Below are 22991 nucleotides of genomic sequence, written 5' to 3'. Positions count from 1 at the left end.
ACTAGAAGCCGAGTCCAGCGCCGGCGCCCATCAATGTGGCGATGCCGATGAGGGCGAAAAGGACTGCAGCAATGCGGTGTACCAGCTTGCTTGGAATGCGCTGCGCCAATTTGTCGCCCAGCAAGACTGCGGGCACGTCTGCGAGCATCATGCCCAGTGTTGTTCCTGCGACCACGCTGAAAAAGCTATGGTACTTGGCCGCCAAGGCAATTGTGGCGAACTGGGTTTTGTCACCCATTTCTGCCAGAAAAAAAGTTACCAGGGTGGTGCCAAAAATACCGAAACGCAGCAGCTTGGCGTCGTCATCATCGAGTTTGTCGGGTATCAGCGTCCAGGCTGCCATGCCGATAAAGCTTACGCCCAGTATCCAGCGCAGGATTTCCGGGCTGACGATGGAGGTAAGCCATGAGCCCACTGCTCCCGCAAATGCGTGGTTGGCGATGGTGGCGGCCAAAATGCCGCCAATGATGGGCCAGGGCTTGCGAAACTTTGCGGCCAGTAGAAAGGCCAGGAGCTGGGTTTTGTCGCCGATTTCGGACAGTGCGACGATGCCTGTGGATACGAGAAATGCTTCCATGGGTGGGTTTTCCTTGGCCAGATGCGAGACGAATGACCACTCCACCCCCTGGCCGAACCGGGACGGTATGGTCAAAGGTCTTGCCAAGATTGAACCGCTTACGCCATGGTTGATGGGCAACCAAGTATGTTGACGTAAGCCCCATGCGCTGATGAGAGGCTACTCCCCAATGAAGCTGTGATGATAGCCGATGAATGTGGCAGTTCTGCCTACACCGCTACCCAATCCGCGCCCTGTGTTGCATCGGCCACACCGATCTGCAGGGTGTCGCAGCCGCAGGCTTGCGTCAGCGCGGCCAGGGCTAGGCTGGGATGGTTGTTCTTCTCGCTCAGGTGGGCGGCCACCACCTGGCGCAGGCCGCCCGAGATGAGGCATTGTGCAATCGCCGCTGCTGCATGGTTGGCCAGGTGGCCATACAGACCTCCCACGCGCCGTTTGAGGAAGGTGGGGTAGCGCGATGCTTCCAGCAGATCCGGGTCGTGGTTGCATTCCAGCAGCATGGCCTGGCAGCCCATCAGTTGCTCCAGCACATGGGGTGTGGCGTGGCCCAGGTCGGTCAAGATGCCCAGCTGTTTGTCGCCATGCACGCAGCGCAGCTGCAGCGGTTCGCGCGCATCGTGCGGGACCGTGAAGGGGTGTAGTTGCAAGCTGCCCAGATCGATCGGACTCAGGTCGCGTGCGATATGCAGCAGGCCATCAAAGTCGGGCGTGCCTATGGCGGCCAGAGTGCCTTGGCTCATCCAGATGGGAATGCGGTGCTGCACGGCCCATTGCCGTGCACAGCCGACGTGATCACCGTGCTCGTGGGTGATGAAGATGGCATCGATGTGCCCGGGCTGTACACCAGCCAGGGCCAGCCGCTGGTCGAGCTGGCGGGTGCCAAAACCGCAATCGACCAGCACGCGCGTGGTGTGCGTGCCGGTCTTGGCTTCTACCAGGGTTCCATTGCCTGTGCTGCCACTGCCCAGGCTTTTGAAGCGCAGCAAGCGGAGCTAGCCGGTTGGGCTTATTTCAGATCGTCCGCAATGATCTTGATGATGCGCTGGGCATTGGCCGAGGTTTCCGGTGCGCCTTCGGCGTTGAGTACCGCCACGGTAGTGGACTCGCCCGCGCTGCGCACCGAGATGCGGTATTTCAGCGGCTGTGCCGTGGTGTCCTTGCTGAACAGCTTGCTGAAGAAGCCGGGCTCCTTCTTGCTTGCGTTCGGCTCGACATAGCGAACGAAATACACGCCCTGGCTGCGGTCGCGGTCTTCTACGGTGAAGCCGGTGCGGTCCAGTGTCAGGCCGACACGGCGCCAGGCGCGGTCAAAACCATCGTCCAGTTGCACTACGGGCTGGCTGCCCTGTGTGGACACGCGGGCGCCGGCTTTGCTGGCTTCGGCCTGCATCACGGCCTTGACCTGCTCAGACGGAGCGCCCAGGCGCAGCATCAGGCGGCGCAGAAACTCGACTTCCAGCTCGGGATCGGTGGGGCGGGGTTCCCAGATGGTCTGGTCTTTGGACTGGCTGGTATAGACCTCCACCATGCCGCGGTGGCTGATGTAGATCTCGGTACCGCCGGTGGCTGTGCGTTCCAGGCGGGTGCGGAACTTGTCGCGTTCGCCGGTGGAGTACAGCGAGTCAAATACCTTGCCAATGGTGCTGCGGATGATGTCCTGCGGCAGCTTGGCGCGGTTTTCGGCCCAGTCGGTTTCCATGATGCCCAGGCTGGCCTGGTCTTCGGTCAATACAAAGCCGTTTTGCTGCCAGAAGTCACGCACGGGGCCCCACAGCTGGTCGGCCGGGCGGTTGATCACCAGCCAACGCTGTGTGCCCGAGCGCTCGATGCGAATGTCGCCCAGCGAAGAGGCGGCAGTAGGTGCGGCAGAAGCGACCTGGCCGACCTTGTAGTTGCTGGCGGTCACGGCGCTGCCCGGTACCACATATTTGGAGTCGCGGGTAAGTTGCGACAGGTCGGGTGGGACTTCGAGCGAAGGGCCTGCCTTGGAGGCGCTCTTGTAGTCGATCTTGTCGCTTTCCAGTACGCTGCAGGCGCCCAGGGCCAGTGTCAGTCCCAGCAATCCAACTTTTGCAATATGGTTCACGTGTCGTTCCTAAAAGGGTGAGGGCTTATGCCGCAATGGGTGGCCGGGCGGGATGCCCAGGGCTTTGTTGCGGCAGGTGTCGCGGAATGGTTTAGATCAGGCCGCCGTTGCGCAGTGCGTCTTGCACTGTGGCGTGCAGATGGGGCGATAGCGGAGTCATGGGCAGGCGCATAGTGGCGCCGCACAAGCCCATATGGGCCATGGCCCATTTCACGGGGATTGGGTTGGCTTCCACAAACAGGTTTTTATGCACAGGCATGAGTTTGCGCTGGATTTCCATGGCGCCGCGTGCATCGCCCGCCATGGCAGCTACGCACAGCTGGTGCATCAGGCGTGGTGCCACATTGGCTGTAACGCTGACGTTGCCCTGGCCGCCACACAGCATCAGGGCCACAGCGGTAGGGTCGTCTCCCGAGTAGACGGCAAAGCCGGCTGGCACGTCGCGGATCAGCCATTGGGCGCGTTCGATGTTACCGGTGGCCTCCTTGATGCCGACGATGCCGGGCACCTGTGCTAGACGCAGCACGGTATCGTGCAGCATGTCGGCAACACTGCGGCCGGGCACGTTGTACAGCACCATGGGCAGGTCCACTGCTTCGGCGATGGCCTTGAAGTGCTGGTACTGGCCTTCTTGCGTAGGCTTGTTGTAGTAGGGCACGACCTGCAACTGGCAGTCAGCGCCCACGCCCTTGGCGAAGCGGGCCAGTTCAATGGCTTCGGCGGTGGAGTTGGCACCGCAGCCGGCCATGATGGGGACGCGGCCCTTGGACTGCTCCACCGAGACGCGGATGATCTCGCAGTGCTCTTCGACGTTGACTGTAGGCGATTCGCCCGTGGTACCAACCACGCCTATGCAGTCGGTGCCTTCGGCGATGTGCCAGTCGATCAGCTTGCGCAGGGTGGGGTAGTCCACGCTGCCGTCTTCATGCATCGGGGTCACGAGTGCCACGATGCTGCCAGTAATGGGTGTCATGTCCGCAGTCTCAAACGGGAAAATGGCCATTCTAACTAGAGCGTGTAACGGGTTTGTGCTGGGTGGCCGGCGTGGAAAATGCAGTTTTGCTATTAAATATATAGCTACTTGCGCAAGTATTTCCTGCGCTGGAGGTCAATTTCATTCAAAAGCAGGCCCACAGCTGATTGGCCATGTCTACCAGGAACTCAGGCCGGGTGTACAGCATGAACACGCCGGCCAGCACGGCCAGCGCAGCGCACCAGGCCAGTGGTTTGGTGCTGCGGCGCATCCGTCAGGCCCCTTGTACTGCGCCTGCGGCACGGCGTATGGGCGCCTCCTTTACAGGCAGATTCACCAGCCCGGCGAACACGCCCAGCGCAATCGCGATGTACCAGACCAGGTCATAGTTGCCATTGCGGTCGTAGATATAGCCGCCCAGCCAGACGCCCATGAAGGAGCCGATCTGGTGGCTTAGAAACACAAAACCGCTAAGCATGGACATGTGCTGGATGCCGAAAATCTGCGCCAGCGCTGCATTCGTGGGTGGCACGGTGGACAGCCACAGAACGCCCATGGTGGCTGCAAACAGGTACACGCTCATGGGCGTCAGCGGCGCCAGCAGGAACAGGCTAATGACCACTGCACGTGCAAAGTAGATAAAGGCCAGGATGTTCTTTTTCTGCATGCGTTGGCCCAGCGTTCCCGCCAAGTAGGTGCCAAACACATTGAACAGGCCGATCAAGGCCAGTGCATAACTAGCCACCTGGGGTGACAAACCTTTGTCGCGCAGATAGCTGGGCATGTGCACACCAATGAACACCACCTGGAAGCCGCAGACAAAATAGCCGGCCATCAGCAGCTGGAAGCTGGGGTACTTGAAGGCTTCTTTCAGGGCCTGGGCAATGGTCTGCTCCCGGTGCGCCGGCTGGCCTGTACCAAAGCCGGGTTCCCGCAGGCCCCAGGCCAGCGGCATGATCAGCAGCGCCGCGCAGCCCAGTATCACCAAGGCCTGCTGCCAACCGAACTGGCTGATCAGCAGCCCTTCGGTGGGCACCATCAGGAACTGACCGAACGAGCCGGCGGCGGCGGCGATGCCCATGGCCCAGGAGCGCTTGTCGGCCGGAACATTGCGGCCAATGACGCCGTAGACCACGGCATAGGTTGTGCCCGCCTGCGCCATGCCGATCAGCACGCCGGTGCTGAGCATGAACTGCAGCGGCGTTGCTGCATAGGCCATGCCGAGCAGACCCAGCGCGTACAGCAGCGCGCCGACCAACATCACCCGGAAGGCACCAAACTTGTCCGCCAGCATGCCGGCGAAGACGCCGCTGATGCCCCAGGCCAGATTCTGGATGGCGATGGCGAAGGCAAACGTTTCGCGGGTCCAGCCCTGGGCCTGGGTAATGGGCTGCAGCCACAGGCCAAAACCGTGGCGTATGCCCATGGACAGGGTGACGATGGTGCCGCCATACAGCAGCAATTGGGTGATGGATAAAGAAGGGGGCGTGCGGTTCATTCCAGTACTGTAGCCAATTTGCCGGAGTGTGAAGCCTGGGCTGTTGTTACATCCAGTATTTGTGGCGATGAACCACTACAATCCGCCGCATGGCAACCCAAACTTCTGCAACCCCCGCATATTCTGAAAGCTCGATCCGCGTACTCAAGGGCCTGGAGCCCGTCAAGCAGCGGCCGGGCATGTATACCCGTACCGACAACCCCTTGCACGTAATCCAGGAAGTACTGGACAACGCGGCCGATGAGGCGTTGGCAGGCCACGGCAAGCGTATCCGCGTCACTCTTTTTATTGATGGCTCTGTGGGCATCGAAGATGATGGACGTGGTATTCCGTTCGGCATGCACCCGGAAGAAAAAGCGCCGGTCATCGAGCTGGTGTTCACCCGCCTGCATGCGGGCGGCAAGTTCGACAAGGGCAAAGGAGGCGCTTACAGCTTCTCCGGTGGCCTGCACGGCGTCGGCGTGAGCGTGACCAACGCCCTGGCGCTGCGGCTGGAGGCTACCTCCCACCGCGACGGCTCGGTAGCCAAGCTTGTCTTCGCAGATGGCGACGTGGTCGAGCCGCTACAGGTGCGCAAGGCCGAGTCCGGTGACCGCAAGTCCGGCACCAGCGTACGCGTCTGGCCGGATGCCAAATACTTCGAGTCCGTGGCTCTGCCCATGGCCGAATTGATCCACTTGTTGCGCAGCAAGGCGGTGTTGATGCCCGGCGTCACCGTAACCCTGACGGTCGAGAAAACCAAGGACGTGCAAACCTGGTCTTACAAGGGCGGCCTGCGCGACTACCTGACCCAGACGCTGAACGGCGAGCTGGTCATCCCCATGTTCGAGGGCGAGGGCTTTGCCGACGGCGGCCATGAAATCTTTGCCGAAGGCGAGGGCGCCCAGTGGTGCGTGGCCTTTACCGAAGATGGCGCGCCGGTGCGCGAAAGCTACGTCAACCTGATCCCCACCACCGTGGGTGGCACGCATGAGCTGGGCTTGCGTGATGGCCTGTTCAATGCGGTGAAGAGCTTCATCGAGCTGCATTCCCTGCTACCCAAGGGTGTGAAGCTGCTGCCCGAAGACGTGTTCGCCCGCGCCAGCTTTGTGCTCAGCGCCAAGGTGCTGGACCCGCAGTTTCAGGGCCAGATCAAGGAGCGCCTGAATTCGCGTGACGCCGTGCGCCTGGTGTCCAGCTTTGTGCGCCCGGCGCTGGAGCTGTGGCTGAACCAGCATGTGGAATACGGCAAAAAACTGGCCGAGCTGGCCATCAAGGCCGCCCAGTACCGGCAAAAAGCCAGCCAGAAGGTTGAGAAGCGCAAGGGCTCCGGCGTGGCCGTGCTGCCCGGCAAGCTGACCGACTGTGAAAGCCGCGACCTGGCGCAGAACGAGGTCTTCCTGGTCGAGGGCGACTCCGCTGGCGGCAGCGCCAAGATGGGCCGCAACAAGGAAAGCCAGGCGATTCTGCCGCTGCGTGGCAAGGTGCTGAACACCTGGGAGGTGGAGCGCGACCGGTTGTTTGCCAACACTGAAATCCACGACATCTCGGTTGCTATCGGCGTCGATCCGCATGGCCCGAACGATACCCCCGACTTGAGTGGCCTGCGCTACGGCAAGATCTGCATCCTGAGCGATGCGGACGTGGACGGCTCCCACATCCAGGTGCTGCTGTTGACCCTGTTCTTCCGCCATTTCCCCAAGCTGATCGAGTCCGGCAACGTGTACGTGGCCCGTCCGCCGCTGTTCCGTGTGGATGCGCCGGCGCGCGGCAAAAAGCCGGCGTCCAAGGCCTATGCGCTGGACGAGGGCGAGCTGACTGCGATTCTGGACAAGCTGCGCAAGGAAGGCGTACGTGAAGGTGCCTGGAGCATCAGCCGCTTCAAAGGCCTGGGCGAGATGAATGCCGAGCAGCTGTGGGACACCACGCTGAACCCGGATACCCGGCGCCTGTTGCCGGTGCAGCTGGGGAGTGTTAACTTCGAGCAGACTGAAAACCTGATCACCAAGCTCATGGGTAAAGGCGAGGCCGGTTCACGGCGTGAACTCATGGAACTGCACGGTGATGCGGTTGAAATCGACGTTTGATGAAACCATGAATACTTTTGGCATCTACCGCAGATTCTGCTTAGGTCTAATGCTACTCTTTTTGCAGCAGATGGCGCATGCGGATGTGTGGGGCTATATCGACCCCCAGGGTGTGGCGCATTTCTCGACCCAGCGGGAGGATGAGCGTTACGAGCTGTTCTTCCAGGGCGACGAAAGTTTTGACACCACCCAGGGTTTGCAGCCGCTCACCAGCGCGGCCCAGCCGGCACCCGGCGTTCCATCCAAGTTGTTGGCGTTTTTTGATATTTCTCCCAGCTACAAGCTGGTGAAACACCATTTGCAAGAGGCCGCCAACAAGCTCAGCATCGACTACGAGTTGCTGCAGGCGTTGATCGTCACCGAATCCGGTTTCAGCAGCACGGCCGTGTCGCCCAAGGGCGCCGTGGGCCTGATGCAGATCATGCCGGCCACGGCCGAGCGCTATGGCCTGGTGGGTGACCCCAAAAACAGCATTGAGCAAAAGCTGACCGACCCGAAGACGAATATCCGTATCGGTGCCCGCTACTTGAGCGATCTGATCCGTATGTTTCCCGGCCAGCTGGATTTGGCCGTGGCCTCGTACAACGCCGGTGAGGGCGCGGTACAGAAGGCTGGCAACCGGATTCCCAATTTCAAGGAAACCCAGGCCTACGTCAAAAACGTGCTGCAGCTCTACACCAGCCTGAAGCCTGCGGCCGCGACGGCCCAGCGCCGCCAACCGACGCGCGTGCGCATGGAGCTGGCCGGCGGGGCGTCTGGCCGCGGCAATATGCCGCCCAGTGCAGACGCCCCATTGCTGCGCGTGGCTCCCTGAATTCCCGCTAGGCCTGCTTGTGCCGCCCGGTGGCGGGCGGCCCTGTCTTTTTATTTCTTTTCTGCTTTGAAGTTTGTGCTTTGACCATGACCGACCAACCTGAATTGGACCTGCCGCAAGACCCGCCCCAACAGCCACCCCAGCAACCGCCAGAAGAGCCCGCGCTGATCGCGATGGACGATGGCGGCCAAAGCCTGGCTGGCTACGCCCAGCGTGCCTACCTGGAATACGCGCTCAGCGTGGTCAAGGGCCGGGCCATTCCCGATGTGACCGACGGTCAGAAGCCGGTGCAGCGTCGTATTTTGTACGCGATGTCGCGCATGGGCCTGGGCTTTGGCGGGCCGAACGGTGCCAAGCCCGTCAAGAGCGCGCGAGTCGTGGGCGATGTGCTGGGTAAGTACCACCCGCACGGAGACCAGGCTGCCTATGACGCCATGGTGCGCATGGCGCAAGACTTCAGCCAGCGCTATCCGCTGATCGACGGCCAGGGTAACTTCGGTTCGCGCGATGGCGATGGTGCAGCGGCCATGCGCTACACCGAGGCCCGTTTGTCCCGCATCACGACGCTGTTGCTGGACGAACTTGATGAAGGCACGGTTGACTTCGTGCCCAATTACGACGGCTCCTTTGAAGAGCCCAAGCAATTGCCAGCCCGTCTGCCGTTCAACCTGCTGAATGGTGCCAGCGGCATTGCCGTGGGCCTGGCGACCGAAATTCCCAGCCACAACCTGCGCGAAGTAGCCGATGCCTGCGTGGCCCTGATCAAGACGCCGCAGCTCAGCGAAGAGGAGTTGTTTGCCCTCGTGCCTGGCCCCGACTATCCCGGTGGTGGCCAGATCATCAGCAGCGCCGCCGACATCGCCGACGCCTACCGTACCGGCCGTGGCTCGCTCAAGGTGCGCGCCCGGTGGAAGATCGAAGAGCTGGCGCGCGGCCAGTGGCAGCTGGTGGTGCATGAGCTGCCACCCGGCGTCAGCACCCAGCGCGTGCTGGAAGAAATTGAAGAACTCACCAACCCGCGTATCAAGGCTGGCAAAAAGGCCCTGAGCCTGGAGCAGACCCAGCTGAAGGCCTCGGTGCTGTCGGTGCTGGACGTGGTGCGTGACGAGTCGAACAAGGAAGCTGCCGTACGCCTGGTGTTTGAGCCCAAGACCAGCCGTATCGAGCAGCAGGAGCTGATCACTGCGCTGCTGGCGCATACCAGCCTGGAAACCTCTGCGCCGGTTAACCTGACCATGATTGGCCTGGATGGACGGCCCATGCAGAAGTCGTTGCGCCAGATGCTGCAGGAGTGGATCACATTCCGCCAGACCACGCTGCAGCGCCGTTCGCGCTTCCGTTTGGACAAGGTGCTGGCCCGCATCCACATCCTCGAAGGCCGGCACATGGTGCTGCTGAACATCGACGAAGTGATTGCCATCATCCGCACGGCAGACGAGCCCAAGGCAGCCTTGATCGCGCGTTTCAATCTCAGCGACATCCAAGCCGAAGACATTCTGGAAATCCGCCTGCGCCAACTGGCCCGGCTGGAAGCCATCAAGATCGAGCAGGAGCTGAAGAACCTGCGCGAAGAGCAGGCCAAGCTGGAGGAGTTGCTGGCCAACCCCACCGTGCTGCGCCGCCTGATGGTCAAGGAGATAGAGGCCGATGCCAAACTGTTCGCCGATGCACGCCGTACCCTGATCCAAACCGAAAAGCGTGCCGTGGTCGAGGTCAAGGTGGTGGACGAACCCGTCACCGTGGTGGTCTCGCAAAAAGGTTGGGTCCGTGCCCAAAAGGGCTGGGCCAAGGATCGGGCCGCTGGAGCGGCGGCCGAGTACAGCTTCAAGTCGGGCGATGCGCTGTACGGCACTTTCGAGTGCCGTAGTGTCGATACTTTGCTGGTGTTCGGCACGGCCAAGGACAAGGTCGGTCGGGTCTACACCGTGCCGGTCGCCTCGCTGCCGGGTGCACGGGGTGATGGCCAGCCCGTGACCACGCTGATTGAGCTGGAGCCTGGTACCCAGGTGGCGCATTATTTTGCCGGCCCGGCTGCGGCTTGCCTGCTGCTGTCCAGCTCTGGCGGCTACGGCTTTCTGGCTACGGTGGACGACATGCTGTCGCGCCAAAAAGGTGGCAAGGCCTTCATCACTGTGGGTGAGGGCGAGACGGTGTGTGCACCGTCGCACGCCAGCGGTGGTGGCGGTGGCCAGCCAGTGCTGCCGGCAACCCATGTGGCCTGCGCATCGGCGGGTGGGCGTATTCTGACCTTCGAGATCACAGAGCTGAAGAATCAACCCAAGGGCGGACGTGGCCTGATGATGATCGATCTGGAAGACAAGGACAGCCTGGCCGGCGCCGTGGCTTACACGCGCAGCATCCGCATCGATGGTGTGGGGCGTGGGGCCAAACCGCGTTCTGAAACCCTGGAAATCCGTAGCCTGAACAATGCCCGTGCGGTGCGTGGGCGCAAGGGCAAATTAGCGGATCTGGGGTTCAAGCCGAGTGCTGTATTAAGGTTGGAATAGAGTATGTAACCGGGGTAATACCGGCTTCATGATTTCGGGGGATGTCTGTCACAATTCGCGAAAGATGGAATGCACTCATTACAAGGAGCACAGCATGAAATTCAGCAATTTGCGGGTGGCCGCCAAACTATGGCTGGCGGTGGGGGTTGTCGTAGTTCTCGTGCTGATGTTGGTTGGGCTGCTTGGGTTTCGTTCCGCGAAATTGGCGATTGAAGGAGCAACGGCGCAGCGGGGTATGGAGCTGCGTGTGGTGCGTTCTACCCAGTGGGCCGGTTTGACGGCGCTGAATGCGGTGCGGGCCGAGGCCGGCTTGATGAGTGCAGATGCTTCGGTCAGCGAGGCGTTTAAGGAGCCGACTGCGGCGACCAGTAGCCAAATTACCGAGATCCAAAAAGAGATCACGGCCATGGAGTTGTCGCCTGAGGACAAGGCTCAGCTGGACAAAATTGCGGCCAACCGCAAACTTGTGCTGGATTCGCGGGCGCGGGCATTGCAGCTCAAAAAAGATGGCAAAACCGACGAGGCCCAAGCTTTGCTGAAAGGCGAGGTGAAGACCGCAGTTGTCAATTATTTGAGCGAACAGCGCAAATTCGTGGAAATGCAGGAGCAAGCCCAGGCCCGATTGGAGGTGGAAACCAATGCGCAGCGGGCGATGCTGTTCCAGGTTGTCTGTGTGGGGCTGGCGCTGTTGGTGCTGGGATTGTTGGGCGGCGCATACTGGTTGATCAATAGCATCCGGCAGTTGCTGGAGCAGGCTAATTTTGTGGCGGCTCGTATTGCCGAAGGTGATCTCAGTACAGAGATTGATTCGACCCGCCAGGATGAGTTTGGCGATCTGCTGCGGTCTCTGCGCGCAATGAGCCAGTCACTGGGACTAATGGTGCACCAGGTTCGTCAGAGCACGGACAACATTGCGACCGTCAGTGCTGAAATCGCCAGTGGCAACAATGATCTGGCTGCCCGCACCGAGCAGACAGCCAGTAATCTGCAGCAGACAGCTGCGTCCATGGACCACTTGACCAATACTGTGCGTCAGAGTGCCGACAGCGCACACCAGGCCAGTACCTTGGCGGCGAATGCTTCCAGCGTGGCGCAAAAGGGGGGTGAAGTTGTCAAGCAGGTGGTGGTGACGATGGAGGACATCAATGCCAGTAGCAAGAAGATTGCGGACATCATCGGCGTCATCGATGGCATTGCCTTTCAAACCAATATTCTGGCGTTGAATGCGGCTGTGGAAGCGGCCCGTGCGGGCGAGCAGGGCCGTGGTTTTGCGGTCGTGGCCAGTGAAGTGCGCGGCCTAGCGCAACGCAGCGCCCAAGCCGCCAAAGAGATCAAGAACTTGATTGATAGTTCTGTGGAGAAGGTGGAGTCGGGCGCACGACTGGTGGCGCAGGCTGGCAGTACCATGACTGACATCGTGCAGTCGGTCAAGCGTGTGACCGATATCGTGGGCGAGATCACCTCTGCGGCCAACGAGCAAAGTTCGGGCATCGGTGAAATCAACCAAGCCGTGGTGACGTTGGATCAAATGACCCAGCAAAATTCAGCCTTGGTGGAAGAAAGCGCGGCTGCGGCCAGCAGTATGCGGGAACAGGCGGCGCAGTTGGCATCCGCCGTGGCGGTGTTCAAAGTGCCCCCATCTATCCAGGGGCAGTCCACGCTGCCCCGGCATGCTGCACCGGCCAAAGCCGCTGTTGCCACCGGCCACAGTACCAAGCCCGCAGCCAAATTGGCTACCCAAAAACCTGTTGCAACTGCGGCAGCGAAGAAGGTGGTCAGCCCTCCAGCACGGACCTTGGCTGCGCCCAAGGCAGCTGCCGCAAGCCGGCCCAGCGCCTCAGCGGGTGGCGAAGGCGACTGGGAGACTTTTTAAGCCGAGGCTGGGTTCGCGACCTAGGCGACTTCCGCGACCAGCTCGATCTCTACGCAAGCACCCAAGGGGATTTGCGCCACGCCAAAAGCGCTGCGTGCATGCGCGCCTTTCACCGGGCCGAACACTGTGCCCAGCAATTCACTGGCGCCGTTGGTCACCAGATGCTGCTCCGTGAAGTCAGCGGTGGAGTTCACCAGGGACATGACTTTGACGATGCGGGTGATCTTGTTCAGATCGCCGACTGCAGCGTGCAGCGTGCCCAGCAGGTCAACCGCCGCAGCACGGGCGGCCGCTTGGCCTTCGGCAGTGCTGATGTTCTTGCCGAGCTGTCCCACCCAGACCTTGCCATCCTGTTTGGCCAGATGGCCGCTCAGGAACACCAGATTGCCGGTTTGTACAAAGGGTACATAGGCTGCTGCCGGTGTAGAAACGGGGGGCAGGGTGATGTTGAGTTCTTTGAGCTTGGCGTAAATGTCCATGGTGCTTCCTTATGATGAAAAATGGTTGTAGCGCAGGTTTTATCTGCGCAGGCAGCTATCTATTTGATAGTAAGTGGGCGCAGATTCGGTTCAGGATTGCCATTGCGTGGGCGAGGGCAACCAGCTGCTGCTTTGGGATTGGCTTTGCGATGCGCCGCCGTCTGCTTGGCCTGACCCGGTCTGCCCCTGGCGTTGGGTCAGGTGGGCATAGGATACCGGCGCGGCTTCCAGTGGCATCACGGTGACGGCGACGCGCAAGGTGTGGCTGGCGCCGCCATGGATGACGCCGCGCATCGGTGACACGTCGGAATAGTCACGGCCTGTGGCCAGGGTCACATAGTCTTCACCCGGCATGCGGTTGTTGGTGGGGTCGAAGTCACACCAGCCCTGGTCACCCACAATGTCGGGCACATAGACGGATGCCCAGGCGTGGGAGGCGTCACTGCCAATCAGCCGGGGTTGGCCTGGTGCCGGGTGCGTCAGTAGGTAGCCGCTCACATAGCGAGCCGGTAAGCCCATGGCACGGCAGCAGGCCACCATGATGTGGGCAAAGTCCTGGCATACGCCTTGGCGTAGCGCTAGTGCCTCTACTGCGGGTGTATTGACCTCGGTGCTTTCGGATGAATACGTGAAGTCGGTATAGATGCGCTCCATCAGGTCCTGTGCCGCTACCAGCAGGGGTACTCCAGGAGCGAAGCTGGGGCGTGCATAGGCCGCGAAATCGTCATGGCGCGGCACATAGGGGGACGCAAACACGAATTCTGCTGCCGGATTGAAGCGGCTGCCGGCTTGGTAGCGAAAGCGCTCGCGCACCTGTTCCCAGGGCACGCCGCTCTGAGCCCAGGCGGGTTCGCGGGTGTTGACCACGCTGCGGGCGATCACGCACAGTTTTTCATGGGCGGCCTGCAGCGAGAAGAACGAGCACAGATTGCCGTACACATCCAAAGACTGGGTCAGCTGGCTGGGCGTGGGGCTGATTTCCAGCGTATGGCTCAGTAGCTGCTGGTGGGCACTGCTGGGCGGGCGCAAATGCGCTACATGCTGGGCCGTTTCAACTGCCGGATGGTAGGTGTAGCTGGTTTCGTGGGTGATTTCCAAGCGCATCTTGGTGGCCTTTTCAATGGGTTGCGCTGTGCGCGGCCTGGCGGGCATGCGGGTGCAACTCAGGCTCCCAGGCTTCGCTTGGCGTCCCGCGAGTGGGTGAAGTAGGTGGCGCTGATTTCATCCGAGGTGTCATAGGCACATTGTGCACATTGCGTCAGCAGCCGTATCAGGTGGCTGTAGTGCCCCTGGGCGTCCACGCTGCACAGCTTGGCCAGATCCCAGTCGGCCGGTGCCACCACCTTTTGGGCCATGGGGCTGAGCTCATTCGGCGCGCTGCCAGCCAGCTTGGCCAGGCGACCACGCAGGGTCTGGGCGACCCAGGCCAGCGAGCGGGGGTTATCGCGGTCCAGCACCAGCAGGTCCAGCAGGGCCACGACTTCGCGGCTTTGCTGGTACTGCGAATGGAAGGTGATGCTGCTGTCAAACAGCGACACCATGGCTTCAAAGCCGCCGGTGTTGGCCACGGATCCGGTTTTGAAGCCACGTGCCAAAGCGCTGGACAAAAAGCCCAGACGTTCGATATGGCGGCCAATGCTGAGCAGGCGCCAGCCATCATCGCGCGTCATGCGATCGGTCTGGGCGCCGGTCATGGCGGCCAGATGGGTGCTGGTGGCTTCAAGTACCTGCAAGGCTTCGATTGGAGAAAAGTCGCCGCCACGGCCATTGCGGGCGCAGCGGCTGAAGAACTTCTCCTCGGCGCGCAGGATGACGTTCCAGTGCTCTTGTGACAGTCGTTCACGCAGCGTGGCGGCCGTGTTCTTGATGGCCCGCAGGTTGTAGCCCACGCTGTGCGCGGCATTGGGGTCGGCCAGTGCGGCGATCAGTGAGCGTTCAAACACCCGCCGAGCCTGCAGCGGAGAGGGTACAGCGGCCAGCACCAGGCCATGCTGTACCGACATCTCATGCAGCCAGGACAGGAAGGGTGTGGCCGTTTGGTCCTCGCCCCCCAGGCCTTCCAACGTGACGCGTGCCAGGCGTAAGGTGTTTTCGGTACGCTCGGCATAGCGTCCCAGCCAGAACAGGTTTTCAGCGGCTCGGCTGGTGACGCGGTGGCTGCGCCGGGTCACGGCCTCGGGTGACAGGCTGGTATGCAGCAGCGTGGTACGGTCCACTTCGCCCTGGGCCTTGACCCATACGTCGGCGCTGCTGCCACCGCGCTGCATGGAGGCCACACTGTCGCCAGCATTCACCATGCGCGCCAGGCCGCCAGGCAGTACGCGCCAGGACTGCGGACCATCCGACACAGCAAATACGCGCAGCATCGTGGAGCGCGGCGCAATGCGTGCCGGTTGGCCGGGCTGGGTACTCCAGGTGGGCATTTGCGACAGCGGCATATAGCCTTGCACTGTGTATTCGTCACCCTGGCGCAGGATGCGGCCGGCCCATTCGTCCAGTTCGCGGCGCGACAGAGATTTGCCCAGCACGGCGTCAAACGAGCGGCGGCTGGCAGCACCCTGGTAGGTTGGCTTGATCACGCAGTTGCCGAGTTCGGGCAGGGCGGCTTCCATGGCGGCGCGCTCGCCACACCACCAGGTCGGCAGGGCCGGCAGTTGCAGGTCTTCGCCCAGCAAGTGGCGCGACAGGGCCGGCAGAAAACCCAGCAAAGCGGGGGATTCAAGGAAGGCCGAACCGGGCGGGTTGGCCATCAGCACATTGCCCGCGCGTATGACTTGCAGCAGCCCGGGGACGCCCAGGCGGGAGTCAGGCCGCAGCTCCAGCGGGTCCAGAAACTGGTCGTCCAGGCGTTTCAGCAGTCCGTGCACTGGCTCCAGGCCCTTGAGGGTCTTGAGGTACAGGCGCTGGTCGCGCACCGTGAGGTCGCTGCCTTCTACCAACGTCAAACCCAGGTAGCGTGCCAGGTAGGCGTGCTCGAAATAGGTTTCGTTGTAGGGGCCGGGGGTGAGCAGGGCGATATGGGCGTCCTTGCCTGCCGGGCTCATGCGCTTGAGACCATCCACCAAGGCCTGGTAGGTCGCGGCCAGCCGCTGGATGTGCATGGACTCGAAGGCTTGCGGGAACAGGCGCGAGATGGACAGCCGGTTTTCCAGTAGATAGCCCAGTCCCGAAGGGGCTTGCGTGCGCTGCGATACCACCCACCAGTTGCCGTCGGGGCCGCGCGCCAGGTCAAAGGCTGCCACGTGCAGATGGGTGCTGCCCAGGGGCTGCACCCCATGCATGGAGCGCAGATAGCCAGGGTGGCCTTGCACCAAGTCGGGCGGTAACAAGCCTTGCGCCAGCAGTTGCTGGGGGCCGTAGATATCGGCCAACACACGGTCCAGTACGCGCACGCGTTGCAGCACGCCGGTTTCGATTTGCTGCCAGCTTTCCGGGGTGACGATCAGCGGGAACAGGTCCAGCGACCAGGGCCGCTGTGGGTTTTCCGGGTCGGCATAAACGTTGTAGGTGACGCCGTTGTCGTGGATCTGGCGCCGCAATTGCTCGGTGCGCCGGTTCAGGTCGGCAAAGCCGCTGGAGCCCAGGTGTTCAAAGAAATGGTTCCACTCGGGTACCAGGGGCGCGCGCTCGGCGGCGGACTTGTGCGGACTGGCGTCGGATGCCCTGGCTTGGCCGCGTAACTCATCAAAATGCCCTAGGGCTGCGCTGCGCGCAAGCACAGACGCCAGGGCTCGTGGGTCCTGCGACATGGGCATTTGAAATAGGGGGGTGTTCTGATTTTCCACAATTCACCCAATTGTCACACCAGATGAGGGGGCAAACGCCGCAGGCGGATGCCCCCGTGCATAAACATATGCCACCCGTTACGGGCGGCGGGTGGATCAGCGACGCAGATCCAGGGTGAATGGGAACTCGCGGCTGCCGGGCACGTTGATTGTGGCCGGGGGGACGCGCATTTCGCCAGGGGTATGACCCATGCGTGTGAAGCGCGATAAACGGCGGCTCTCTGCGGTATTCGCATTGACCGGGAAGTTCTCGTAGTTCACACCGCCTGGATGGGTCACGAAGTACTGGCAGCCACCTACCGAGTGCTTCATCCAGGTGTCCACGATGTCGAAGGTCAGCGGCGCGTGGATGCCGATGGTCGGATGCAGGGCCGATGGCGGGTTCCAGGCTCGGTAGCGCACGCCCGATACATATTCGCCCACTGTGCCGGTGGGTTGCAGCGGCACGGCATGGCCATTGCAGGTGACCACGTAGCGGCTTGGGTTGAAGCCGGTCACGCGCACTTCCATGCGCTCCAGGGACGAATCCACATAGCGGGCGGTGCCGCTGGACGTGCTTTCTTCGCCCAGTACATGCCAGGGCTCCAGCGCATTGCGCAGGGTCAGCGTCATGCCATGGGTCTGGATGTCGCCTACCAGAGGGAAGCGGAATTCCAGGTGCGGTGCAAACCAGCTGCGGTCGAAGGCATAGCCTGCGGCCACCATTTCGTCGATCACGTCGTTGAAATCCATTTCGATGAAGGCCGGTAGCATGAAACGGTCGTGCAACTCGGTACCCCAGCGCGTGGCGGGCGCCTTGTACGGTTCGTTCCAGAACCGGGCCACCAGAGCGCGCAGCAGCAGCTGCTGGGCAATGCTCATGCGGGCATGCGGCGGCATCTCGAACGCGCGGAACTCCAGCAGGCCTAGGCGGCCCGTAGCGCTGTCGGGCGAGTACATCTTGTCGATGGAGAACTCGCTGCGGTGGGTGTTGCCGGTGGCGTCGATCAGGATGTTGCGCAGCGTGCGGTCCACGATCCATGGCGGCATGTCCTGGCCGTATTTTTCACGGTTCTTGGCGACTTGCTCGACCGCGATTTCCAGCTCGTAGAGCTGGTCGTTGCGGGCTTCGTCCACACGCGGTGACTGGCTGGTCGGGCCGACGAACATGCCGCTGAACAGATAGCTCAGGGACGGATGGTTGTGCCAGTAGACCAGCAGGCTGGTGAGCAGCTCGGGCCGGCGCAGGAACGGGCTTTCCGCCGGGGTGGCGCCACCCATGACGAAGTGGTTGCCGCCGCCGGTGCCCACGTGGCGGCCATCGGTCATGAACTTCTCGGCGCTCAGACGCGATTCGAACGCGGCGTTGTACAAAAACTCGGTGTTGTAGACCAACTCGCCCCAGGAGGTGACAGGGTGTACGTTGACCTCGATGACGCCGGGGTCGGGTGTCACGGCCAGTAGCTTCAGGCGCGGGTCGCGTGGTGGTGGGTAGCCTTCGAGTACCAGCTTGACGCCGAGTTGCTCGGCCGTGTTTTCCACGGCGGACAGCAGTTCGATGTAGTCCTCCAGTAGCTCCAGTGGCGGCATGAAGACGTAGATCACGCCGGACTTGGTACCCACGGCTTCGGCCTTGGGGCCGCTGGCGCGGCGCGGGTCGCGTACTTCCACGCACAGCGCGGTACGTCCTACCCAGTATGCAGACTCGTTGCGTGCCGGCACGCGGTTGAAGTCGGCGGGCTCGGTTTGCCCGGGGCGGGACGCGTTCGCCAACGGGGGCACTGCGCCGAGTGCGCTGGCCGAGCCGTCCTGGCGTTGCCGCGCGGCTTCGGGCTGCGGCGTACCACCGGCCTGGTAGGGCATGCTGGCACGTTCGGTCAGGGTGGGCACCTGGGTCGGACGCAGCGGGCCGCCTACAGCGGTGGCGCTGCTGGTGAAGCCTGCTGCGCGCGCCGCAGCCCGGTTGGCGTAGCGGGCGTAAATGCTGCTGGATTCAGGCAGACCGGGGCGTGGAATCGACGGGTCCTGCTCGATCATGTAGGGGAACTCGGCCTCGCTGACCCATGGCAAGGAGTCCAGCGGCAGGCGGAAGCCCATGGGCGAATCGCCGGGCATCAGGTACATGCGCTCGTCGCGCAGGAACCAGGGGCCGGTGGTCCACACCGGGCCGGCCAGGCGTGGGCCGTCGGCGGGGCGCACGGGCAGCACATAGCCGATCACCGAGTCCAGCTTTTGCTCGAAAACACGGCGCAGGCGGGCGCGTTCCATCTCGTCGCTGAGCTTGGAGTTGAACGGGTCTACGTTGACAGGCAGGCGGCGCTCGCGCCACAGGTAGTACCACACGTCTTCGTAGGCGGGCAGGATGAATTTGGTGGTGATGCCCAGGTTTTCGGCCAGGCGTTGGGTGAACCGCTGTGCGTCTTCGCTGGTGTAGTTGGAGGCTTGGCGCTCATCGGCAAACAGGGCGGGGTTGCGCCACACGGGCTGGCCGTCGGCGCGCCAGAAGATATTCAACGCCCAGCGTGGCAGTTGCTCGCCGGGGTACCACTTGCCCTGGCCAAAGTGCAGAAAGCCGCCCTGGCCGTATTCGTCGCGCAGCTTTTGCACCAGCTCGGTGGCGAAGCCGCGCTTCGTGGGGCCCAGGGCATCGGTATTCCATTCAGCGGCATCGCGGTCGTTCACGGCGACAAAGGTGGGCTCGCCGCCCATGGTCAGGCGCACATCGCCGGCGACCAGGTCCTGGTCCACTTTTTCACCCAGGGCCAGCACCTCGGCCCATTGCTCGTCGGTATAGGGCTTGGTGACGCGTGGCGATTCGTACAGGCGGGTGACCTGCATGTGGTGTTCGAACTCGACCTCGGCCTTGTCCACGCCGCCTTCAATCGGCGCGGCGCTGGAGGGCTGGGGCGTGCAGGCCAGGGGGATGTGGCCTTCGCCTGCAAACAGGCCTGAGGTGGCGTCCAGGCCGACCCAGCCGGCACCGGGCAGGAAGACTTCGCACCAGGCGTGCAGGTCGGTGAAATCCACGGTCGTGCCGCTGGGGCCGTCCAGGGCTTTCACGTCGGGGGTCAGCTGGATCAGGTAGCCGGATACGAAGCGTGCCGCCAGACCGCAATGGCGCAGCAACTGCACCAGCAGCCAGCCGGAGTCGCGGCAGGAGCCGCTGGCTTTCTCCAGGGTTTCTTCTGGCGTTTGCACACCGGGCTCCATGCGGATCAGGTATTTGATGTCGTGCTGGACCTGTTGGTTGATGGAGACCAGAAAGTCATTGGTCGGCTGCTTCTCCAGATTCAGCTTGTCCAGATAGGCCTGCACCAGCGGCGTGACAGGCTCGGTTGCCAGATAGGGAGAGAGTTCTTCCTTCAGGCCGTCCTTGTACTTGAAGGGGAAGTGCTGGGCCTCGGGCTCCAGGAAGTAGTCGAAGGGGTTGTACACCGCCATTTCGACCACCAGGTCCACGGTGACCTTGAATTCGGTGGTTTTCTCGGGGAACACCAGGCGGGCCTGGTAGTTGGCGAACGGGTCCTGCTGCCAGTTCACGAAATGGTTGGCGGGTTCGATTTTCAGCGAGTAAGAGATGACATTGCTGCGGCAATGGGGGGCAGGGCGCAGACGGATGACTTGGGGGCCGAGGTTGACCGGGCGGTCGTACTTATAGTGCGTAACGTGGTTCAGTGCGGCGTGGATCGACATGTATGTGTCTCTTGGTAGCTGGAAAGTTCTGGCCAGACAACGTCTTGGCCTGCCCGCATACTAGCAAGTCCTGAGCCACGAGAATGTGTAGATACTGTGGCAGTTCAACATAACTCTATGCAAAACCCATGGCCGTCTGAGATTAAACGCGTGGTGCTGGTGGCTCCTGGCTTGGCAGGCTGGGTGGCGGGTACGGCGTTGCAGCTCGGGCAGGCGCAGCTGTGGTCTTGGCAGGTTTATGTGTTGATCGTGCTGCTAGCGCTTGTTTTGATTGCGTGTGTAGCTATCAAAAGAATAGCTTTTGCAGCGCCTTGGATGCATGGGATGGCCCGATGGGCCTTGGCTTTTCTGGGTGCCTTGCTGCTGGCCTTTGGGTCGTGTGGCCTGCGCTGCTCGGCCTTTGTCCAAACCGCACTGGACCCCGCGCTGGAGGGGCGAGACATCACGGTGGTCGGGATGGTGGCGCAGATGCCACAGCGTACCGAGTCGGGCCTGCGTTTTCGGCTGGAAGTGGAGTCCGCCCGCATGGGCAATGCGCCGGTTGCCGTGCCGCCGCGTATCGATCTGTCTTGGTATGACGGCGTGCTGGCTTTTGGCGCGGGTGGCAGTTCTACGCAATGGGAGCTGCAGCGCCAGCTGCCAGACCTGCGCGCCGCCCAACGCTGGCAGATGACACTGCGCTTGAAGGCGCCGCACGGCGGGCGCAACCCCCATGGATTCGACTTCGAGCTGTGGCTGTGGGAGCAGGGCGTGCAGGCCACCGGCTATGTGCGTGCCGGCCCCAATGATGTAGCACCCCAACTGCTGGACAGCACCTGGTGGCACCCGGTGGAGCGGGCGCGCCAGGCAGTGCGTGACGCCATTTATTTGCATGTGGCAGACCGCCATTTGGCCGGCGTGATTGCGGCCCTGGTGGTGGGCGACCAGGGTGCCATCGAACGAACCGATTGGGATATGTTCAGAGCCGCTGGCGTAGCCCATTTGATGTCCATCTCCGGGCTTCACGTGACCATGTTTGCCTGGCTGGCTGCGGGCTTGGTGGGTTGGCTGTGGCGGCGTAGCGATGTGCTGGGCTGGCGCGCCGGCCTGTGGCTGCCGGTGCCGCAGGTGGCTTTGGTGGGTGGGTTGATGTTGGCGCTGGTTTACGCGGTATTCAGTGGCTGGGGCGTGCCCTCGCAGCGCACGGTATGGATGCTGGCGACGGTGGGCGTATTGCGCTTGAGCGGCCGCAGCTGGCCCTGGCCCTCCGTGTGGCTGCTGGCTTGTGCGGTGGTGGTGGCGATTGATCCCTGGGCCTTGCTGCAGGCGGGGTTCTGGCTGAGTTTCGTCGCGGTGGCCGTGCTGTTTGCTACAGATTTGGGAGCTGCTGGCGCAGGTGATACCAGCGCTGGAGGCCGATTCCGCTCCATGTTGCGTGAGCAGTGGACGATTACGCTGGCGCTCACACCCTTGACGCTGCTGCTGTTCCAGCAGGTCTCGGTGGTGGGCTTGCTGGCCAATCTGCTGGCCATTCCCTGGGTGACGCTGGTGGTCACGCCCTTGTGCATGCTGGGGGTGCTGCTGCCGCCGGTGTGGCAGCTGGCAGCCGGCAGCATCGATGGCCTGGGCTGGGTTTTGCAGTATCTGGTGCAGCTACCATTTGCTACGGTTTCGGTAGCTTCTCCCGCACTGTGGATGGGCGCTGCAGGCGTTTTGGGTGGTGTGGTGCTGGTGTTGCCGGTACCCTGGAGTGTGCGTGCGCTGGGTTTGCCCATGTTGTTGCCGGTGCTGTTGTGGCAGTCGCCGCGTCCGCCTGAAGGTCAATTTGAATTGCTGGCGGCCGATATCGGCCAGGGCAATGCCGTGCTGGTGCGCACGGCCCACCACAGCCTGCTATACGACACGGGCCCGCGCTGGGGCCAGGACAGCGATGCCGGTCAGCGGGTGCTGCTGCCTTTGCTGCGCGCCATGGCCGAGACGCTGGACACGGTGGTGGTCAGCCATCGCGACAGCGACCACAGTGGCGGCGCGGCCTCGGTGCTGGGGCTGCAGCCGCAGGCGGAGTTGCTGAGCTCCATTGAATCCGGCCACCCTTTGCAAACGCTGCGCTCGGTCACGCGCTGTGCCGCCGGGCAGGGTTGGGACTGGGATGGCGTGCGGTTTGACGTACTGCATCCCCTGGCGGGCGACTACGCCGGCCCCGCAAAACCGAATGCGCTGAGCTGCGTGCTACGCGTATCGAACGGCGCACATACCGCCCTGCTGGTGGCCGATATCGAGCAACCCCAGGAGGCGCGTTTGGTGGGTGGGGCGGACACCCTGCGGGCCGATGTGCTGCTGGTGCCCCACCACGGCAGCAAGACTTCCAGCAGCCCGGCGTTTCTGGACGCGGTGCGACCCCGTTTTGCGCTGGTGCAAGCGGGTTACCGCAACCGCTTTGGCCACCCCGCACCGCCAGTACTGGCGCGCTATCAGGAGCGCGGCATCCAGGTGGTGGACAGCAGCCACTGTGGGGCGGCCACCTGGCAGTCGGTGGCGCCGCAGCGCGTGGTCTGCGATCGGCAGCAAGCGCCGCACTATTGGCAGCACCAGTTGGCGGATGGAGCGCTCTGAAATGTCGTTACGATGGATGCGGCGAACATAGGTCCCAGCGTTGTGCGCTTAATTTGTGCGAGTTGCGCA

Annotated in this window: 15 protein-coding genes and 1 riboswitch; of the genes, 5 read left to right on the top strand and 10 right to left on the bottom strand. The window is 62.4% G+C overall.

Annotated elements, in window-relative coordinates:
• Position 1 precedes the first annotated feature (1 nt).
• From AC07VY_RS09320 to AC07VY_RS09295, 6 genes are all read right to left on the bottom strand, one after another.
• Entirely contained in the window at positions 2-577 is a 576-nt protein-coding gene (locus AC07VY_RS09320; protein ID WP_495076584.1) for a TMEM165/GDT1 family protein, read from the bottom strand.
• Between the two features lie 5 nt (positions 578-582).
• A riboswitch (yybP-ykoY riboswitch) is annotated at positions 583-757 on the bottom strand.
• A gap of 29 nt (positions 758-786) precedes the next feature.
• On the bottom strand, positions 787-1563 hold the full coding sequence (locus tag AC07VY_RS09315; protein ID WP_495076583.1) for an MBL fold metallo-hydrolase: 777 nt from the start codon (positions 1561-1563) through the stop codon (positions 787-789).
• A gap of 20 nt (positions 1564-1583) precedes the next feature.
• Positions 1584-2663, bottom strand: a complete 1080-nt coding sequence (gene bamC / locus AC07VY_RS09310) for an NlpB/DapX family lipoprotein (protein WP_495076582.1) — start codon at positions 2661-2663, stop codon at positions 1584-1586.
• A gap of 91 nt (positions 2664-2754) precedes the next feature.
• Complete coding sequence (gene dapA / locus AC07VY_RS09305; RefSeq protein ID WP_495097189.1) at positions 2755-3636, bottom strand: 4-hydroxy-tetrahydrodipicolinate synthase; 882 nt, start codon at positions 3634-3636, stop codon at positions 2755-2757.
• A gap of 145 nt (positions 3637-3781) precedes the next feature.
• A complete protein-coding gene (locus AC07VY_RS09300; RefSeq protein WP_495076580.1) occupies positions 3782-3907 on the bottom strand; it encodes a hypothetical protein in 126 nt (41 codons plus the stop codon).
• A gap of 3 nt (positions 3908-3910) precedes the next feature.
• Complete coding sequence (locus AC07VY_RS09295; RefSeq protein WP_495097188.1) at positions 3911-5134, bottom strand: MFS transporter; 1224 nt, start codon at positions 5132-5134, stop codon at positions 3911-3913.
• 89 nt (positions 5135-5223) lie between these two features.
• Between AC07VY_RS09295 and AC07VY_RS09290 the strand changes: the two genes are divergently transcribed.
• The 4 genes from AC07VY_RS09290 (at position 5224) to AC07VY_RS09275 (ending at position 12394) form a co-directional block, all read left to right on the top strand.
• Positions 5224-7200 carry a DNA topoisomerase IV subunit B gene (locus tag AC07VY_RS09290; protein WP_495097187.1) on the top strand — a complete coding sequence of 659 codons (1977 nt, stop codon included), beginning with the start codon at positions 5224-5226 and terminating at the stop codon, positions 7198-7200.
• 49 nt (positions 7201-7249) lie between these two features.
• Complete coding sequence (locus tag AC07VY_RS09285; RefSeq protein ID WP_495076577.1) at positions 7250-8014, top strand: lytic transglycosylase domain-containing protein; 765 nt, start codon at positions 7250-7252, stop codon at positions 8012-8014.
• Between the two features lie 173 nt (positions 8015-8187).
• Positions 8188-10521: a DNA topoisomerase IV subunit A gene (gene parC, locus AC07VY_RS09280; protein WP_495097374.1), complete on the top strand. Its 2334-nt coding sequence runs from the start codon at positions 8188-8190 to the stop codon at positions 10519-10521.
• 94 nt (positions 10522-10615) lie between these two features.
• On the top strand, positions 10616-12394 hold the full coding sequence (locus AC07VY_RS09275) for a methyl-accepting chemotaxis protein (protein ID WP_495097186.1): 1779 nt from the start codon (positions 10616-10618) through the stop codon (positions 12392-12394).
• A 20-nt stretch (positions 12395-12414) separates the two neighbouring features.
• Here the strand turns inward: AC07VY_RS09275 and AC07VY_RS09270 are convergent, their stop codons facing one another.
• The 4 genes from AC07VY_RS09270 to AC07VY_RS09255 form a co-directional block, all read right to left on the bottom strand.
• A complete protein-coding gene (locus AC07VY_RS09270; protein WP_495076575.1) occupies positions 12415-12873 on the bottom strand; it encodes a RidA family protein in 459 nt (152 codons plus the stop codon).
• A gap of 90 nt (positions 12874-12963) precedes the next feature.
• A complete protein-coding gene (locus AC07VY_RS09265; protein ID WP_495097185.1) occupies positions 12964-13977 on the bottom strand; it encodes a transglutaminase family protein in 1014 nt (337 codons plus the stop codon).
• 59 nt (positions 13978-14036) lie between these two features.
• Positions 14037-16622, bottom strand: coding sequence for a circularly permuted type 2 ATP-grasp protein (locus tag AC07VY_RS09260; RefSeq protein ID WP_495076574.1), 2586 nt, complete (start codon positions 16620-16622; stop codon positions 14037-14039).
• Between the two features lie 132 nt (positions 16623-16754).
• Entirely contained in the window at positions 16755-20330 is a 3576-nt protein-coding gene (locus AC07VY_RS09255) for a transglutaminase family protein (RefSeq protein ID WP_495097184.1), read from the bottom strand.
• Between the two features lie 117 nt (positions 20331-20447).
• On the opposite strand from AC07VY_RS09255, the gene AC07VY_RS09250 reads away from it, so the two are divergent.
• Positions 20448-22922 carry a DNA internalization-related competence protein ComEC/Rec2 gene (locus AC07VY_RS09250; protein WP_495097183.1) on the top strand — a complete coding sequence of 825 codons (2475 nt, stop codon included), beginning with the start codon at positions 20448-20450 and terminating at the stop codon, positions 22920-22922.
• The last annotated feature ends 69 nt before the right edge of the window (positions 22923-22991 follow it).

The sequence above is a fragment of the Rhodoferax sp. GW821-FHT02C08 genome (assembly GCF_059421805.1).
The sequence above is the reverse complement of the archived record's forward strand: the minus strand, read 5'-3'. Positions and strand labels throughout refer to the sequence as shown.

Bases quoted from the DNA above. Each gene is read 5' to 3' on its own strand.
- AC07VY_RS09290 (WP_495097187.1), top strand. From the start codon at position 5,224: ATGGCAACCCAAACTTCTGCAACCCCCGCATATTCTGAAAGCTCGATC.
- AC07VY_RS09270 (WP_495076575.1), bottom strand. From the start codon at position 12,873: ATGGACATTTACGCCAAGCTCAAAGAACTCAACATCACCCTGCCCCCC.
- AC07VY_RS09275 (WP_495097186.1), top strand. From the start codon at position 10,616: ATGAAATTCAGCAATTTGCGGGTGGCCGCCAAACTATGGCTGGCGGTG.
- AC07VY_RS09320 (WP_495076584.1), bottom strand. From the start codon at position 577: ATGGAAGCATTTCTCGTATCCACAGGCATCGTCGCACTGTCCGAAATC.
- AC07VY_RS09300 (WP_495076580.1), bottom strand. From the start codon at position 3,907: ATGCGCCGCAGCACCAAACCACTGGCCTGGTGCGCTGCGCTGGCCGTG.
- AC07VY_RS09265 (WP_495097185.1), bottom strand. From the start codon at position 13,977: ATGCGCTTGGAAATCACCCACGAAACCAGCTACACCTACCATCCGGCA.
- AC07VY_RS09260 (WP_495076574.1), bottom strand. From the start codon at position 16,622: ATGTCGCAGGACCCACGAGCCCTGGCGTCTGTGCTTGCGCGCAGCGCA.
- AC07VY_RS09250 (WP_495097183.1), top strand. From the start codon at position 20,448: ATGCAAAACCCATGGCCGTCTGAGATTAAACGCGTGGTGCTGGTGGCT.
- dapA (WP_495097189.1), bottom strand. From the start codon at position 3,636: ATGACACCCATTACTGGCAGCATCGTGGCACTCGTGACCCCGATGCAT.
- AC07VY_RS09255 (WP_495097184.1), bottom strand. From the start codon at position 20,330: ATGTCGATCCACGCCGCACTGAACCACGTTACGCACTATAAGTACGAC.
- AC07VY_RS09285 (WP_495076577.1), top strand. From the start codon at position 7,250: ATGCTACTCTTTTTGCAGCAGATGGCGCATGCGGATGTGTGGGGCTAT.
- AC07VY_RS09295 (WP_495097188.1), bottom strand. From the start codon at position 5,134: ATGAACCGCACGCCCCCTTCTTTATCCATCACCCAATTGCTGCTGTAT.
- parC (WP_495097374.1), top strand. From the start codon at position 8,188: ATGGACGATGGCGGCCAAAGCCTGGCTGGCTACGCCCAGCGTGCCTAC.